This window comes from Pseudohalioglobus lutimaris, from assembly GCF_002866825.1.
GTDB classification, from domain to species: Bacteria; Pseudomonadota; Gammaproteobacteria; order Pseudomonadales; family Halieaceae; genus Halioglobus; species Halioglobus lutimaris.
Genome location: NZ_PKUS01000007.1, coordinates 209,224 through 224,577, shown reverse-complemented (window position 1 = coordinate 224,577; position 15,354 = coordinate 209,224). Strand labels below are relative to the sequence as shown.

General features: G+C 57.8%; 17 protein-coding genes. 6 read left to right on the top strand and 11 right to left on the bottom strand.

The window, feature by feature from the left end; all coding sequences use genetic code 11:
* Nucleotides 1-25: 25 nt before the first annotated feature.
* On the bottom strand, nt 26-772 hold the full coding sequence (locus C0039_RS08185; RefSeq protein WP_101517803.1) for an S-methyl-5'-thioinosine phosphorylase: 747 nt from the start codon (nt 770-772) through the stop codon (nt 26-28).
* Complete coding sequence (locus tag C0039_RS08180) at nt 769-1,872, bottom strand: mechanosensitive ion channel family protein (protein ID WP_101517802.1); 1,104 nt, start codon at nt 1,870-1,872, stop codon at nt 769-771. The genes C0039_RS08185 and C0039_RS08180 overlap by 4 nt, the downstream gene beginning before the upstream one ends.
* Nucleotides 1,873-2,143: 271 nt before the next feature.
* Between C0039_RS08180 and C0039_RS08175 the strand changes: the two genes are divergently transcribed.
* Nucleotides 2,144-2,461 (top strand): DUF6763 family protein, encoded by a 318-nt coding sequence (locus C0039_RS08175; RefSeq protein ID WP_101517801.1) that lies wholly within the window; start codon nt 2,144-2,146, stop codon nt 2,459-2,461.
* Between the two features lie 270 nt (nt 2,462-2,731).
* Nucleotides 2,732-3,334 carry a transcriptional repressor LexA gene (gene lexA / locus C0039_RS08170; protein WP_076001027.1) on the top strand — a complete coding sequence of 201 codons (603 nt, stop codon included), beginning with the start codon at nt 2,732-2,734 and terminating at the stop codon, nt 3,332-3,334.
* Nucleotides 3,335-3,450: 116 nt separating this feature from the next.
* On the opposite strand, the gene C0039_RS08165 is transcribed toward lexA, so the two are convergent.
* The 4 genes from C0039_RS08165 to C0039_RS08150 all read right to left on the bottom strand — a co-directional run bounded on the left by C0039_RS08165 (nt 3,451) and on the right by C0039_RS08150 (nt 7,614).
* Nucleotides 3,451-3,699, bottom strand: coding sequence for a hypothetical protein (locus tag C0039_RS08165; protein ID WP_076001026.1), 249 nt, complete (start codon nt 3,697-3,699; stop codon nt 3,451-3,453).
* Between the two features lie 201 nt (nt 3,700-3,900).
* Nucleotides 3,901-4,365 carry a hypothetical protein gene (locus C0039_RS08160; RefSeq protein WP_101517800.1) on the bottom strand — a complete coding sequence of 155 codons (465 nt, stop codon included), beginning with the start codon at nt 4,363-4,365 and terminating at the stop codon, nt 3,901-3,903.
* 1 nt (nt 4,366) lies between these two features.
* Nucleotides 4,367-7,015 carry a type I DNA topoisomerase gene (gene topA / locus C0039_RS08155; RefSeq protein ID WP_076001025.1) on the bottom strand — a complete coding sequence of 883 codons (2,649 nt, stop codon included), beginning with the start codon at nt 7,013-7,015 and terminating at the stop codon, nt 4,367-4,369.
* 125 nt (nt 7,016-7,140) lie between these two features.
* Nucleotides 7,141-7,614, bottom strand: coding sequence for a hypothetical protein (locus C0039_RS08150; RefSeq protein WP_207796401.1), 474 nt, complete (start codon nt 7,612-7,614; stop codon nt 7,141-7,143).
* Nucleotides 7,615-7,725: 111 nt separating this feature from the next.
* Between C0039_RS08150 and C0039_RS08145 the strand changes: the two genes are divergently transcribed.
* On the top strand, nt 7,726-8,166 hold the full coding sequence (locus C0039_RS08145) for a universal stress protein (RefSeq protein WP_076001023.1): 441 nt from the start codon (nt 7,726-7,728) through the stop codon (nt 8,164-8,166).
* Here C0039_RS08145 and C0039_RS08140 read toward each other — a convergent pair.
* Complete coding sequence (locus C0039_RS08140) at nt 8,163-8,387, bottom strand: glutaredoxin family protein (protein ID WP_101517799.1); 225 nt, start codon at nt 8,385-8,387, stop codon at nt 8,163-8,165. The genes C0039_RS08145 and C0039_RS08140 overlap by 4 nt on opposite strands.
* Before the next feature lie 167 nt (nt 8,388-8,554).
* On the opposite strand from C0039_RS08140, the gene C0039_RS08135 reads away from it, so the two are divergent.
* The 3 genes from C0039_RS08135 to C0039_RS08125 all read left to right on the top strand — a co-directional run bounded on the left by C0039_RS08135 (nt 8,555) and on the right by C0039_RS08125 (nt 11,358).
* Nucleotides 8,555-9,454, top strand: coding sequence for an IclR family transcriptional regulator (locus C0039_RS08135; protein WP_076001021.1), 900 nt, complete (start codon nt 8,555-8,557; stop codon nt 9,452-9,454).
* 61 nt (nt 9,455-9,515) lie between these two features.
* Nucleotides 9,516-10,577 carry an AraC family transcriptional regulator gene (locus C0039_RS08130; protein WP_165787068.1) on the top strand — a complete coding sequence of 354 codons (1,062 nt, stop codon included), beginning with the start codon at nt 9,516-9,518 and terminating at the stop codon, nt 10,575-10,577.
* Nucleotides 10,570-11,358, top strand: coding sequence for a TrmH family RNA methyltransferase (locus tag C0039_RS08125; RefSeq protein WP_076001018.1), 789 nt, complete (start codon nt 10,570-10,572; stop codon nt 11,356-11,358). The genes C0039_RS08130 and C0039_RS08125 overlap by 8 nt, the downstream gene beginning before the upstream one ends.
* Before the next feature lie 10 nt (nt 11,359-11,368).
* Here C0039_RS08125 and C0039_RS08120 read toward each other — a convergent pair whose 3' ends face one another.
* The 4 genes from C0039_RS08120 to C0039_RS08105 are packed head-to-tail and all read right to left on the bottom strand — an operon-like array spanning nt 11,369 to nt 15,351.
* Nucleotides 11,369-12,544: a vWA domain-containing protein gene (locus C0039_RS08120; protein WP_076001017.1), complete on the bottom strand. Its 1,176-nt coding sequence runs from the start codon at nt 12,542-12,544 to the stop codon at nt 11,369-11,371.
* A 15-nt stretch (nt 12,545-12,559) separates the two neighbouring features.
* Complete coding sequence (locus C0039_RS08115) at nt 12,560-13,405, bottom strand: AAA family ATPase (RefSeq protein WP_101517797.1); 846 nt, start codon at nt 13,403-13,405, stop codon at nt 12,560-12,562.
* 56 nt (nt 13,406-13,461) lie between these two features.
* Nucleotides 13,462-14,961, bottom strand: coding sequence for a vWA domain-containing protein (locus C0039_RS08110; RefSeq protein WP_076001015.1), 1,500 nt, complete (start codon nt 14,959-14,961; stop codon nt 13,462-13,464).
* Nucleotides 14,962-15,351: a hypothetical protein gene (locus C0039_RS08105; RefSeq protein ID WP_101517796.1), complete on the bottom strand. Its 390-nt coding sequence runs from the start codon at nt 15,349-15,351 to the stop codon at nt 14,962-14,964.
* Between the last annotated feature and the right edge of the window lie 3 nt (nt 15,352-15,354).

Below are 15,354 nucleotides of genomic sequence, written 5' to 3'. Positions count from 1 at the left end.
CACACCTCCAACCGGGGCCCGGGAGTCAGAAACGCCCGCAGGCGGCCAGCGCGCCCAGCAGACGCCCCACCACTGCGGCTTCCCGCTGCAATGTCTCGCGCATCATGTCCAGGGTCAGGGGTTTGTCGTCCAGCCCCGCCGCCGCGTTAACCACCATGCATACACTGGCATAGGCGATGCCGAGCTCGCGGGCGAGCGCAGCCTCGGGCATACCCGTCATACCCACCAGGTCGCAACCGTCACTGGCCATACGACGAATCTCCGCTGCCGTCTCCAGGCGAGGCCCCTGCATCACGCCGTGTACCCCATCACCCCGATGTGGAATTTGTTCATGAAGCGCTGTCTCCAGCAGGGCTTCACGCAATCCGCGGTCATAGGGGTAGGTAAAGTCGATATGCATCAGGGTATCGTCGGCGCCGGTATCGAAAGTGTGCTCACGCCCCCAGGTGTAGTCGACTATCTGATCGGGAATCACCAGCCTCCCCGGTCGCATGTCGGCACTGATGCCGCCGACTGCGTTGATCGCCACGACATCCGTGACTCCCAGGGACTGCAAGGCCCAGAGGTTGGCCCGGTAGTTGACCAGGTGCGGGGGAATCGCCCTGGGACTGCCGTGGCGCTGCAGGAAAAATAATCGCTGCCGACCCAGCCGCCCTTCCTGCACGGCGCGAGACGGCGCTCCGAAGGGTGTTTCCTGCTCATGCAATTCGACAATCTCCAGGCCGTCCAGCTGATCGATGCCGGTGCCGCCGATGATTCCCAGTATCCTCATGCCGACGCCTCCGGTCCGGTTTGCACCACCTGCTGCATTTTCAATGTTTGTGTCGGAAAGGCGACATCTGCGCCATTGGCATGAATAATCTCAAGAATTTTCAATAAAACATCCTGCTTGATAGCGTGGAAACGTACCCAATCTGTAGTGCGGGTGAACGTATAGACGAAAAAGTCCAGGGAAGAGGGACCAAACGAGACGAAGTTCACGATGAGCGTGCGCGACGGGTCGATCTCCTCATGGGCAAGCAGCATGGCCTTGACCTGCTCTACAATGGGCCCCATTTTATCGGCGTCTTCGTAGCGGATGCCGATGGTCTCGTATATTCGCCGGTTGAACATGCGCGACGGGTTTTCCACCGCAATCTGGCTGAACACGGCATTGGGTACATACAATGGCCGCTGGTCGAACGTGCGGATACGGGTGAGTCGCCAGCCTATGTCTTCAACCGTGCCCTCGATCTGCTTGTCGGGTGAGCGGATCCAGTCGCCCGCGGTAAACGGTCGATCCAGATAAATACTCAGCCCGCCAAAAAAGTTGGCCAGCAGATCCTTGGCGGCGAAACCGACGGCAATACCACCTATACCGCCAAAGGCCAGCAAGCCGGAGACCGACACGCCGACACTCTGCAGGATCATCAGGCCGGCAATCACCCACATGGCCACACGCAGAAGCTGCGCCACCGCGTGCACAGTGGCCTTGTCATTTGAACCGCTATCGCCATAACGCGAGCTGAGCAGTTCCTGCTCTGCCCCACCGATAAGTCGGTGCAGGATCCACGCCAAAACCATCACCAGCAACGTATCGTAGGTGGTGGACAGGTACGTCTGCCAGCTATCACCGACAACGTAGAGGTTGATTGCGACATAAGCCACCACCACCCAGAGCACAACGCGCAGCGGGCGGGCCAGCGCCGTGACAACAACATCGTCCCAGTTGTAGCTGTTGGTCTGCACGGCATCGTGCAAGCGCCGCACCAGGTAGCCTAAGACAAGGTGTGCTATCACCGCGGCACTTACCAGGAACAGCAGTGCCAGGGTCTCCGACGGCAATCCGGCCGTCACCGCAAGTGACTCCAGGCGCGCTCCAAGGTCCTTCACTGCGGATTCTCCCAGCGCGGTTTCGCGTGGTTTTTAGACAATTTTTTCATGTTAGACGCTCAGCTTATCTCCAGGCGGGTATATAAAATCGCGCATGGATTGAAGTCAACTCTTGAAGTGTAACGCAAGCGCTTGATCTGTTTTGAAAAGAAATACGACCCTATCAAACGTAATTTGTAGCCAGTTGGTTATAGCATTTTCACATAATGGACACGCGAAAGCAGCGTGATATGTTGGTTGTCGTAACACCAAAACCCTGGAGTATAGGCCAATGAAAATGCTTAGCCCGGTTATTGGAGGGTGGTACAAAGACCTGCAATCCAATGCCCTGTTCGAGGTGATAGACTGGGACCCGACTACGCTGACGATTGAAACCCAGTACCTTGACGGCGAAGTCTCTGAATATGACCTGGACGCCTGGCGCGAGATGCGACTGCAGCACGCTGAAGCCCCGGAAGACTGGCGCACTGCTTTTGAGCTGGACGATGAAGACCTGCTGGACCCCGACCTGCCGATGCATCCGGAGGACTGGAACAGTCCGTTAAATTCCATCGAGCCAGACACCATGTACGGTGTGGAAGACCTTTAGCTAATCAACCCGGCCAGGGCGAGTGCCCCCCCTTATGCGGCTGATTTGTTGCGCAAACTGATGGAGATGGTTCTGTAACTGCCCTATCGGCCTGGCTTACCCTATTCCCTGTAGCACCCTACCACCCCCGGACTGCGCAACCTGGCGCCCCTGAATGCATTTATCGCACAGGCGACCGGTACCCGGCTCAGAATATTTCACGCCATTGTCATCTCGCCGAATACCTGTATATAATCACATGTACTGTATAGATAAACAGACGAGATGTTTATGGAAAAGCTCACCGCGCGCCAGCAACAGGTTCTGGATATTGTCCGCCAGCACATAGACCAGACCGGATACCCACCCACACGCGCGGATATCGCCAGGGAACTGGGGTTTAAATCTGCCAACGCAGCGGAGGAGCATTTGAAAGCGCTGGCTCGCAAAGGCGCCATCGAAATAATCCCCGGTGCTTCAAGGGGTATCAAGCTGCCCAATACCGCGGGCATTCCAATCGTCGGGAGGGTCGCCGCCGGTAACCCGGTACTGGCGGAAGAGAACATCGAGGACTACTGCAACTTGCCTGCCGAGTTTTTCAAACCCCGGGCTGACTATTTCCTGCGGGTAACCGGCGACAGTATGGTCGAGATTGGCATCTTTGATGGCGACCTGCTGGCTGTACACAGCACTCCGGTGGCAAATAACGGCGATGTGGTCGTCGCACGCATTGAAGACGAGGTCACGGTGAAACGTTTGCAACGCGGCAGCGACAAACACCTGTTGGAACTACTGCCGGAAAACCCGGACTACCAACCCATCAAGGTTGATTTGCGGGAGCAGGCCTTTGCCATCGAAGGACTGAGTGTTGGAGTATTGCGCCGCGGAACCTAGGGCGCGAGCTTTAGTGAGGAATACTTTACGCCGTCGCAGGCTCGGTAAGAGCATCGGCTGCCCCTCAGAGTCACCGGTAGCACTGCCGTTCCGGCGTTTGCTTGCTCGCCTGCCAACTAGTGGAGGACGCGGGGACCCTCGGCACCGGACTCAGCCTCGGCCTCGCCCTGCTCGGCCATAACGGCCACTGCCTGTATACCCGCCTGTATCATCGCCTTGGCGACTTCCAGACTGTTCTCCATCATGTAAACGCGCGATTCTTCGGAGAATTGTATGACCACCAGGGGTTCGGAATCATCGTCTGCACGCTGCAGTACGATTTCCCCATCTCCCAGATCCACTATCTCCAGTAAGGATGCAGACACTCAAAAAACCTCATATTGCGAAAACTGCAAAATAAGTCTAACAGCAGGTGTCGCGCCCTGACAGCACTATATTTCGCCAATCCATGGGCGGCACCGTTAATGCACTGATCGCTGAAGCGAGCTTTTCAAGCCGGGACCGATAACGACTGTTGTTCGGGGAATGCTCTGTGCATCAACAGTCACCGGGCAGGCCGTTGCACCTTAGCACTCGTCGAGAGAGTCGCCCATGCGGTCAAAGAGTGCCTGCAGCAGGTCAGCCCATTGCGAGGCCCGCTGGGGATCGGCTGCAGTCACTGCGGTGGCCAGATTGCCCATTGATGAAGCCGAGGTGGCAGAGTCAGCATCCGCCGCCAGCATTTCCGCGATCCAACCCGACCCTTCCAGCAGATGGAATTCACGCACCTCGGGCGGCACCGCTTTTCCCTGGGCGACCTCCGGCAATTCCGCAATACACGTTGGCGGTAAGTCAGGCAGCACTCCCGGGCGGGTAACTTCTACCAGAAACCAGCCATAGGCGTCGCGCAAATGGCTGCGAACACAGGGCAGGTAAGCCTGTGCCAGAACCGATGCGGGGATAGTCTCGGCGGCGAGGTCACGCTGCCAGGCTGCTGTCAGGATCCGCGCCAGATAAAGACATTGGTTCGCTCTACCTCGCGCGGAACTCATGCTACTTGCGTGCCCTTCCCTTGCTCTGCTCTTCCTGCCACTTACCGCCGCGGTAGAACGCTTTCCAGCCTGTTGCTTTGCCGTCCTTCTCGGTCATGACATATTGCTCTTTGGCCTTGCGGCTGTAGCGTATCTGCGCGCGATTGCCGTCGTCATCCTCGGTGGGGGCGGTGAACAGGAACTTGTATTTCGGGTCGATCTCCGCCTTGTGCGGCAGCAGTTCATCGACAAAGGGGGCGCGGGTTTCCCGGTTGCGCGGGAACTGACTGGCAGCGAGGAACATGCCGGCAGCGCCATCGCGCAGCACATAGTGGTCCTCGACTTTCTCACAGATCAGTTCCGGCATGGGTACAGGGTCCATCTTCGGCGGCGCGGCCTCCCCGTTGCGTAACAATTTGCGGGTATTCTTGCAGGTCTCACTGGTGCATCCGAAGTACTTGCCAAAACGGCCGTTCTTCAGCTGCATCTGCGCACCACATTTATCGCACTCAAGGACAGGACCGTCATAGCCCTTGATCTTGAACTTCCCGAGCTCGACTTCGAAGCCGTCACAGTCCGGGTTATTTCCGCAGACGTGGAGCTTGCGGTCTTCGTCTATGAGGTAGCTGTCCATGGCAGCGTTGCATTTTTTGCAACGGTGCCTCTCCAGCAGTTGACGAGATTCCGCTTCATCATCTGCATCCTCACGGATCGCCTCGTCACCTGAGGTAAGGTTAATCGTATTTTTACAGCGTTCCTTGGGCGGCAGCGCATAGCCTGAACACCCGAGAAATACACCCGTGCTGGCGGTTCGAATCTGCATCGGGCGCCCGCACTTGGAGCAGGCGATATCGGTCATCGTCGGTTCATTGGGCTGCATGCCGGCTGGCTCTGGCTCTTCTGCCTTCTCCAACAGACCACGAAACTCTAAATAGAAGGCGTCGAGCAGGTCACGCCAGTCCCTGTTGCCGCCGGCAACCTCGTCCAGGCGCTCTTCCATACTCGCAGTAAAGCCATAATCGAGCAGGTCCGGGAAGCTCCCCTGCAAGCGCTGGGTGACGATATCACCCATCTTCTCGGCATAAAAACGCTTGTTTTCCAGGCGTACATAGCCGCGGTCCTGAATTGTCGAAATGATGGAAGCGTACGTGGAAGGACGCCCAATACCGCGCTTCTCCAACTCCCTGACCAGGCTGGCTTCGCCGTATCGGGGCGAGGGCTTGGTGAAGTGCTGGGCCGGATCCAGCTTCTTCAGGGTCAGTGCATCGCCCTCTTTCACGTCGGGCAGAACGCTGTCATCACCCTTGCGTCCGGCTGGAGGCTGTACCCGGGTATAGCCATCAAAGCGGATGATTCGTCCCTTGGCGTTGAGTTCGTAGTCGCCGGCAGTGACGGTAACCGTGGTCGCGGTGTACTCCGCAGCAGGCATCTGTCCGGCGACAAACTGCCGCCAGATCAGTTCATAAAGGCGTTCTGCGTCGCGCTCCATACCCTTGAGCGCGGTCTGCGCCACATTAACGTCGGAGGGGCGAATGGCCTCGTGAGCCTCTTGTGCGCCCTCCTTGGACGAGTACAGGTTGGGGCTCTCCGGTAGATACCGCGCGGGGAAGTTATCGGCAATGTAGTCACGACAGGCAGCGACGGCTTCGGCACTCAAATTAGTCGAATCCGTGCGCATGTAGGTGATGTAGCCGGCTTCGTAGAGGCGCTGGGCCAACATCATGGTCTTCTTGACACTGAAGCCCAGACGAGTGCTGGCTGCCTGCTGTAACGTAGAGGTGATAAACGGCGCCGGGGCCTTGGAGCGGGTGGGCTTGTCCTCGCGGCCACTGACCTGGAAGGGCAGGCTTTCAAGTTCAGCGGTGGCCGTGGCGGTTGTCTCTTCATCACCCGGTCGGAAGTTTTTGCCTTTGTGCTTGCGTACCTGAAAGCGCAGGTTCTCCTCTGCCACCGTGGCCAGGTCCGCATGAATCTCCCAGTACTCCTCGGGAATGAAGGCATGAATCTCACGTTCACGTTCGACAATGAGGCGCACGGCCACGGACTGGACCCGCCCTGCAGACAGACCTCGAGCCACTTTCGCCCAGAGCAGCGGCGATACCATGTAGCCCACGACGCGGTCGAGAAAGCGTCGCGCCTGCTGGGCGTTGACACGGTCCTGATCCAATTGGGATGGACGATCAAAGGCTTCCTTGATGGCCTTCTTGGTGATTTCGTTGAAGACAACTCGCTGATACCGGTCTTCGTCACCGCCGATAGCCTCCCTCAGGTGCCAGGCAATGGCCTCTCCCTCGCGGTCGAGGTCGGTCGCGAGGTAGATGGCGTCTGAGTCGGCAGCCAGCTTTTTCAGCTCATTAACAACCTTTTCCTTCCCCGGCAGCACCTGATAATTGGCTTCCCAGCCCTGCTCGGGATCAATACCCATACGGCGGATCAGTTGCTGCTTTGCTTTCTTCTTTTTATGGGCAGCTTTTTCTTCTGGGGCCATCTTCCGGGTAATCGCCGCCTGGGCTGCACGTTCTTTCGGATCCACACTGCCCGATGCGCTGCCTGCCGTTGGCAGATCGCGAATATGACCAACACTGGACTTGACCACAAAATCCGGACCCAGATACTTGTTGATGGTCTTGGCCTTGGCAGGTGATTCGACAATAACTAGTGATTTACCCATTGGTTCCTGCTATCTGGAAGTCATTTTGGTCTGAAATGGAGCGGGCGACCGGCGTCAAAAAGGGGCATATATATGTCGGCCAGTGCTCGCGGTCAAGGAAAATCGTGCGGCCGCGTCGGCCAGTATCAGGAAATTCGGGCTGATTCTTTGCCGGAAAGCGCCCCTGCCCAGAGCTGCAGCGCTTCGACGATCACCTCGACATCACTCTCCTCGCCGTCCTCCATCCAGTAGGCGCCGCAGGACCCCTCATCGACCCCTAATGCCATAACACTCGCGGGCATTACCGCTGCCGAGACCGGCTCCTCCCAGCGCCTCTGCAGGCCGCGCCAGCCGTCATCCTCACGCAGCCAGGCGCGGCGCTGGCGCGGCTCTCCGCGGGACGCTACCAACCGCTTCCCGTAATAGATCACCTGCCTGGTACGTGCCGCCTGTGCGGAGTGACCTGCTGCCGCCGGCAGGTCGCGAAACTCAACGAACAGACCATGCACTGCCGCGTACTCCCGCATTCTCGCTAACTGCCGTTGGCGCTTACTGGGCAGAAAGTGTGTCAACGGCGCCACTGCCAGGCCGAGGATGAATACAATTAGCAGGTACTTCAACAAACGCACGCTCCCTGATACAGATCAATAACCGCTTGCAGACGCCATTGCCCGCAGCGCATTCTATGCTATATGTTATGGCTTTCTAACAGTGAATGAATGGAGTTTGCCATGTCGCAGTATAAAACGGTGCTGGTCGCGATAGATCTCAGTGATGAATCCGGACAGGTGGCCCTGCGGGCACAGGCGATCGCTCGTGCCGGTGGCTGTGAGCTGCACGTGATTCACGTTATCGAACCGCTGAGCTTTGCCTATGGAGTTGACATTCCAATGGACTTCTCAGGCCTGCAGGATGAAATCCAGAGCCAGGCGACGGAACAGCTACAACGCTTTGCGGAGCAAAACGGCATTGACGCCGATCACCAGCATATCGTGCTGGGGCGCGCAGAAGTGGAAATTCACGCCATGGCCGAGGAAGTCGGCGCTGACTTGATTGTCCTGGGCAGCCATGGCCGCCACGGCCTATCGCTACTGATGGGCTCCACCGCTAACGGCGTGCTCCACGGCGCAAAGTGTGACGTGCTTGCGGTACGCGTAGGAAAGCAGAATTAACCCTCGTCCAGGAAGGCCTGCAATGTGTCCTCGTTGAATGGCCAGTGAAGCTCACTCCCGTGTTCTTTCCTGAGCACGGGAATAACCAGGCCATAGCGCTGGAACAGCGTGTCGGAGTCGCTGATATCCACCTCACGGAATGCTGCACCGGAGCTGGACAACATGGCGGCAGCAAGCTCGCACAGGTGGCATGCACTGGTGCCGTAGAGAGTCAACTTCATTAACAGAACTCCAGGGCTGTGACTGTAGCAGCGCGCCCTATATACTTTCGGCCCGCCAGCGGGCTTGATATTAGCGGCCATGCAACGTTAGCATAGCGCAGCAAGTACAATATTCTATACCAAATTTGCAGTCACCGCTGACCCGGTGAGGATACAGGAGTAGTTCCTTGGCCCTTTTCTCACAACCTACCGCGCGCGCCCTGGCGATTCTGGACCTGTTGATGGCCAACCCGCACCAGGCGTTCGGCCTGACTGAGATGACACGCAGGCTCAACCTCAACAAGGCTACTTGTCACGCCATCCTCACCACCATGGCAAACTATGGGTTCCTGGTACAGCACCCAAAAACCAAGGCGTACCGCCTCGGGCCATCCATCATTGCAGCGGGCAACGCCGCTTTTGCACAATTCCCCGTTCTGGAGTACGCGCGCCCTGAACTGGAAGCATTGCAGAGCGACCTGGACGTGGGCTTTGCTGTTACCGGTCGCTCCAAACAACACATGGTGTTGTTGGCCCTCTACGGCAAGGCGCAACCGTTGATTGATTCGTTCCAACTCGGTCTGCGCCTGCCCAATACCGGTCCCGTGGGTGCCTGTTTCACAGCCTTTTCGCCCGCCAAGCACCTGGAAGCCTGGCTCTCGCGAGCACACGAATCCCGCGGCGGCTACGATGAAAAACTCGACCAAAAGCTGCGCGTGGCGTTGATCTCCATTCGCGCGCGCGGCTACGAAGTCACCTTGAAGACCAAAGCAGAGGCAGAGTTGACCAGGGAACTGACACGAATCCACTCTTCCTGGAGCCTCACCGAGCTGGAAGAAGCGGCCAACCGTTACCAGCACGACCTGTGCGACGAGTACTTCCATCTTGACCGCGTAGACCCCAAGGCACGCTACGACGTGAGCACAATCTCCGTACCCGTCTTCGTCGACAATAAACTACCAGTATTGTGTTTTGTCGCGGGCTCCCTGGGCGGCCCGGTTACCGGTGCGAGAATAGAGGAGATAGCAGCGCGCATGAAGGAGTCCTCGGACCGGCTGAGCAATATTGCCGAAGGCGGACCTGACTGATAGCCACCTGCAGGATTATCGCGCCAACGATGCCCCTCCCTAGCCTGACACCATGAATACCATGCCATTGAAGACCCTCAACACATTGTTGCGGGTTGTCGTCGAACAGGGTTATCCACTAGAGAGCGCACTTACCCAGATCGGTCTTGACTATAACCCACTGCAGCATGCCTCTGTCGAGACCACCCAGGTCGCTACCAGTTGCTACAGCAAGTTATACAGCCTGCTGATGGAGATTCTGCAGGACGAGGCTTTCGGTCTCGGGCAACAGTACTATGCGCCCCCCGGGACGTTCCGCATGATGTGCCTGTTCATCATCCACTGCCCGACACTGGAACAGGCTCTGCTGCGGGCACGCGAGTTTCATGAATACTGTGACCAGTACCGTGACGTGTCTCACACAGATTCACCGGCGGCACTGGTACCACTACCACCGGGCGAGCGCGTGTTGTGTGTATTTCAGGGGCACGCCTCCCTGGCGTTGGACCAGGAACGCATCGGCCACGCCAACGTTTTGCTGATGATGTACCGTTTCTACAGTTGGTTGATCGGTCGTGACCTGCCACTGGAGGAAGTTCACATGCGCGCGCCCCAGCCACCCGATTCCAGGCACTACGAGAGCCTGTTTGGCTGCCCTGTGCGATTTGCGATGCCGGCATCCGGGTTAGTACTGACGCGTCAACTGCTGCAGCACCCCGTGGCGCAGAATGAGGAGACGCTGCGGGAGTTCCTGCGTCTTGCACCCTACCCGCTGGTAAAGGGTGACCCGCCTGGCGAACTGAAGACCTTGTCGCGCAAGATTGAGGAGCTACTGGCGGCGGGGGGGCCACAGAAACTGCCCACCGCCAGTGAAGTCGCCTCACTGCTGAATATGTCAGCGCGCACACTGCACAGGAAGCTCACTGCCGAGGACACCAGTTTTCAGCAATTGAAGGACACGTTTCGCCGCGAACTGGCAGTCCACTATATGCACAGGGAAGAACTGTCTATCGACGCCATTGCTGCAGTGATGGGGTTTCAGGATAATTCTGCTTTCTACCGCTCGTTCAAGAAATGGACGGGGATCTCGCCCGGGCAGTACCGTCTCCAGTTAAAGCAGCAGGACAATACTCGAAATGCCTAGCGACAGTGCCGAATACACCCGCAAAAAAGCATTCTTTGAGCGCACTCTTACAATCTATGGGCGCAAACCGGCACTGGAGGCCCTGCGCGATAGCAAGCTGCAATGCCAGACCCTGCATCTTGCTGAAAGCAATCGCAGCGGCGGCATCATCGCCGAACTGACTCGCGCCGCTAATGAGCGGGGCATACCCGTGCAATTCCACAACCGGCAAGCGCTGTCGCGAATCTCCAGGAACGGCAAGCAAGACCAGGGAGTGGCCCTGGACATTCTTTGCCCTGCTTTTCGCTCGCTGCAGACATACCTCGAGGAACTCCCGACGCTTCGCCAGCAACGGATTCTCGCCCTTGATGGCATCAGCAATCCACAGAACCTCGGCATGCTGCTACGTTCCGCGACCGCAGGTAACATCGACGCAGTGTTATGGTCGCGTAAGGGTAACGCAGCACTGGGCCCCCTGGTTACCAAGGCCAGCGCGGGTACACTTTACCGCGCTCCACTGGTCACCTGTGACTCACTCGCTGCTGCCCTGCAACAGCTAAGGCAGTCAGGGGTGGATATCTGCAGCCTGCGCGCAGATGCGTCGCAGAGCCTGTTCGACCATCAGCCGCAGAGCCATGTAGCCTATGTACTGGGTAATGAAACAGATGGCGTGTCGTCGGAGGTCAATGCGCTGGCAACCACCGGGCTATGCATCCCGATGAACAACGCTGTTGAGTCACTCAACGTGGCGGTCACGGCCAGCCTCATTGCTTTCGCGCAGCATTTTCAGGCGGGGCGCTAGAGCGCGCGGCCTATTTGGAGAGGAAGCCCATGCCCTCTTCCAGCCCCTTGAGCGTCAGCGGATACATTTTACCTTCCATGAGCTTGTGAGTGATGCTCACTGACTGGGTGTACTGCCATTCCTCCTCAGGAACAGGGTTGATCCAGATGACCTTGTCGTAAACTTCCCGCAAACGGCGCAACCAAACCTCGCCGGACTCTTCGTTCCAGTGTTCCACCGATCCGCCGGGTTGCAGGATTTCGTAGGGAGACATGGACGCGTCGCCGACAAAGATAACCTTGTAGTCATGGCTGTACTTGTGCAAAACATCAAGCAGGGGTATGCGCTCGTTGTGTCGGCGTACATTATTCTTCCAAACACTCTCGTAGAGGAAATTGTGGAAGTAAAAGTACTCCATGTGCTTGAACTCTGTGCGCGCTGCAGAGAACAGTTCCTCGCATACCCGCACATGAGGATCCATGGAGCCGCCAACGTCAAAGAACAGCAGTACCTTCACCGCATTGTGACGCTCCGGAACCATTTTAATATCCAGCAGCCCGGCATTGCGCGCCGTCGAGCTGATGGTATCGTCCAGGTCCAGTTCATCGGCTGCACCAGTTCGAGCGAATTTGCGCAAGCGACGCATGGCCACCTTGATATTGCGCGTGCCCAGCTCAACGCTGTCATCCAGGTTCTTGAAGTCGCGTTTTTCCCAGACTTTTACGGCTTTCTTGTTACGGCCATTGGGGCCTACGCGAATGCCTTCCGGGTGATACCCTTCCTGGCCAAACGGAGAGGTCCCACCGGTGCCGATCCACTTGTTACCGCCCTCGTGACGCTTCTCCTGCTCCTCAAGGCGTTTCTTGAACTCCTCGATAAGTTTCTCCAGGCCGCCCAGTGACTCGATCTGCGCCTTTTCTTCCTCGGTGAGGTTCTTCATGAACTCCGAGCGCAACCAGTCATCGGGAATCAGCGCCTCGATAACGTCGTCGAGAGCCTCAAGGTCCTTGAAGTGCAAGCCGAAAGCCCGGTCAAAGCGGTCAAAATACTTCTCATCCTTGACCATGCAGGTGCGGCTGAAGTAATAGAAATCGTCCACCGAGCCGAAAACGACCTGGCGCTTCATACCCTCCAGAAGATCCAGGAGTTCCCGGGTGGTCACCGGCACACCCGCGTCCCGCAGCCCTTGAAAGAAGTTGATCAGCATGCCAGTTGCCCTGCGCTATCGCGTCTCACGGCGGTGCATAAATGCCAGTCGTTCGAGCAGGTGCACGTCCTGTTCATTTTTCATCAGCGCGCCATACAGGGGAGGAATCGCCTTGCTCTGGTCGCGGTCCTTGAGTATCTCGTCGGGAATATCGTCAGCCATCAGCAACTTGAGCCAGTCGATCAATTCGGAAGTGGACGGCTTCTTTTTCAGGCCGGGAATTGCGCGCAGGTCAAAAAAGACTTCCATGGCCTCTTTGACCAGTTGTTTGGAAATCTCCGGATAATGCACCGCTACGATTTCGCGCATGGTGTCGCGGTCGGGGAAGTTGATGAAGTGGAAGAAGCAGCGACGCAGGAAAGCGTCGGGGAGCTCTTTCTCATTGTTCGACGTGATGATGATAATAGGACGGTGCCTGGCCTTGATGGTTTCACCCGTCTCGTAGACGAAAAACTCCATCCGATCCAATTCGACCAGCAGGTCGTTGGGAAACTCGATGTCGGCCTTGTCGATTTCATCGATCAGCAGCACGACCTGCTCGTCGGCATCAAATGCCTCCCAGAGCTTGCCGCGCTTGATATAGTTGCCTATATCCTGCACCTTTTCATCGCCCAGCTGAGAATCGCGCAGTCGTGAAACCGCATCATATTCGTACAGTCCCTGCTGTGCTTTGGTCGTGGATTTGATATGCCACTGGATAAGGCGCTTACCCAGACCTTGTGCAACTTCCTCGGCAAGCATGGTCTTGCCGGTACCGGGCTCACCCTTGATCAGCAGCGGACGCTCCAGGGACACCGCCGCGTTGACGGCCATGCGCAAGTCATCCGTCGCTACATAGCGCTCAGTTCCTTCAAATTTCATTTGCGTTTCTATCCCTTCGATTTACAAAGCTGGTCAGACTACCCATTGGTCATAGACTAATCAAGGCCGCTACGATCTTCCTGTTGATCAGCGACCACACCGCTCACCAGGCCGGACTCGGTGATCGACGAGGCCTGCCGGGCCCGCTTCTGCCAGAGTTCCAGTTTGCGTCGCTTGCGCCTGCGCAAAAGCATCCAGACCACCAGCAACACCAGGCCGATAGTCCCCAGCATCCACATTAACGGCGCTTGAAAGTCATCTGCCGGCGGCTCCTGGCCACGGGTGACCAGTGTTGCCTTTTCCGGTGGCGCGACCACCTCCAGGTACATGGGCAGTTCGCGCTCCACGGTTTGTGCCTGAAGCCACGCAACCAGTTGATAGCGGCCTGGAACCTCCATTGCCGGGAGCACAACGCGATACTCTCCGTCGGCCGGCACGGGGTATGCGCCACTTACCGGTATCAGCTTCCTGGCGCCATCCGGATCGATCAACTCTATTGCTATATTGAAGGCACCGAGCACCTGCGGGTCGGTCAGTACGACTCCCTGCTCGGTGAGACGCAGGCCCAGTTCCGATATACGCCCCGCAGGCAGGCTGTTGGGTGGGGGATCCACTTCCAGCTGCAAGTCGGAAATCACGGTCACCCGGACCCGGGCACCCTCTGGCGCCTCGACACGCCAGGCCCCCGCGGCAGGTTCAGTTATGGTAATCAGGGCAAACTGTGAGTTCTGGAACCAGTCCACATCCCCATCTGACTGCGTTCTTTCATACTCTGTTCCGCCGGGATCACGCAGTGTCAGGCGGTGACTCTTTTCTCCGTCGAAAAACACCAGTAAAGTGAACTCACGCACGCTGTCGTCAATGGCGAAGCGACTTCCATTCAGCGGCACACGTGCAGTAGGCGCCGCCATCTCCAGGGCCTGCAGGAAGATGCCACTTAGCGCCTCCGCAGACTGGGCCTGTTCAGCAATACCTCCCGTGCCCCGCGCCAGCGAGCGCAGGAAAAGCCAGTCTGCCTCACCGGACAAGGCAATCGTATGCACGGGAATACCGGTTGCGCCCAGCTCCGGCGCCAGTTCCGTCAGCAGCTTTCGCGCCGAGCCGGCATTGACCATGGGAGACTCGGCTATATCAACCTTGCCATCGGTCAGCAATACAATGCTGGTTCGAAACCCTGGATCCAGACGCTCGAAATCGTAAGTGGCCGCCGCCAGGGCGGCGGGGATATTGGTTCTCTGCCCGGAATTATCGATCAGGGCCATTGCGGCCTGCGCTTGCCGCCGCCACTCCTCATCCACGACCCCATGGGGCACAAGTTCGCGCACGTCCTCGCCAAAAAGCCAGACGCCGGCTTTTGCATCTTCGGGCAGCAGGCGAATGATTAATTCCATCGCCGGGGCCCGCAGGTTATCCGGGTCTGACTCCTTCATGCTGCCTGAGATGTCAATCAACAGGCGCAAGTCTGGCTTCAAGCCCACGCCTGCCGTATCGGCAAAGGCCAAGGAACTAAAACAGAGTGCCAGCAGCAGCGCCGGAAGCAGTAAGATACGAGGCATTCAGAGCGGCTCCGCGGGCGGCGATACCGACGGCCTGGCAGTCGCCTCACTCGCGGACTTACGTTTGCGCAACAGGGTAAAGCCCAGCAGCAACGCCAGCACAGCCGCCAGGGCAGATGTAAACATCAGGGGCCGTATAGCGTGCTCAGCGGCCTCAACTCCCTCAGTCGCCAGCTGGAACCCAGCCACAATCAATGCCGGTGCGACAGTATCGACACCTTCACGCGGATAGGCCGGCGTCAGCAGCAGCGCCGCTGCCAACAACACCAGCAACGCTGACCATCCGGAGCGCCAGCGACGCCCTACCCACCAGACCAAACAAAGCACAAACAGCACGGCAGCGCCACAATAGGCGTATAACGCTGTCATATAAGAACTGTCGCTCAGCACGTT

Coding starts and splice junctions, on each gene's coding strand:
- C0039_RS08130 (WP_165787068.1), top strand. CDS start 9,516: ATGCCATTGAAGACCCTCAACACATTGTTGCGGGTTGTCGTCGAACAG.
- C0039_RS08125 (WP_076001018.1), top strand. CDS start 10,570: ATGCCTAGCGACAGTGCCGAATACACCCGCAAAAAAGCATTCTTTGAG.
- C0039_RS08175 (WP_101517801.1), top strand. CDS start 2,144: ATGAAAATGCTTAGCCCGGTTATTGGAGGGTGGTACAAAGACCTGCAA.
- C0039_RS08115 (WP_101517797.1), bottom strand. CDS start 13,405: ATGAAATTTGAAGGAACTGAGCGCTATGTAGCGACGGATGACTTGCGC.
- C0039_RS08160 (WP_101517800.1), bottom strand. CDS start 4,365: ATGAGTTCCGCGCGAGGTAGAGCGAACCAATGTCTTTATCTGGCGCGG.
- topA (WP_076001025.1), bottom strand. CDS start 7,015: ATGGGTAAATCACTAGTTATTGTCGAATCACCTGCCAAGGCCAAGACC.
- C0039_RS08110 (WP_076001015.1), bottom strand. CDS start 14,961: ATGCCTCGTATCTTACTGCTTCCGGCGCTGCTGCTGGCACTCTGTTTT.
- C0039_RS08185 (WP_101517803.1), bottom strand. CDS start 772: ATGAGGATACTGGGAATCATCGGCGGCACCGGCATCGATCAGCTGGAC.
- C0039_RS08145 (WP_076001023.1), top strand. CDS start 7,726: ATGTCGCAGTATAAAACGGTGCTGGTCGCGATAGATCTCAGTGATGAA.
- C0039_RS08120 (WP_076001017.1), bottom strand. CDS start 12,544: ATGCTGATCAACTTCTTTCAAGGGCTGCGGGACGCGGGTGTGCCGGTG.
- lexA (WP_076001027.1), top strand. CDS start 2,732: ATGGAAAAGCTCACCGCGCGCCAGCAACAGGTTCTGGATATTGTCCGC.
- C0039_RS08140 (WP_101517799.1), bottom strand. CDS start 8,387: ATGAAGTTGACTCTCTACGGCACCAGTGCATGCCACCTGTGCGAGCTT.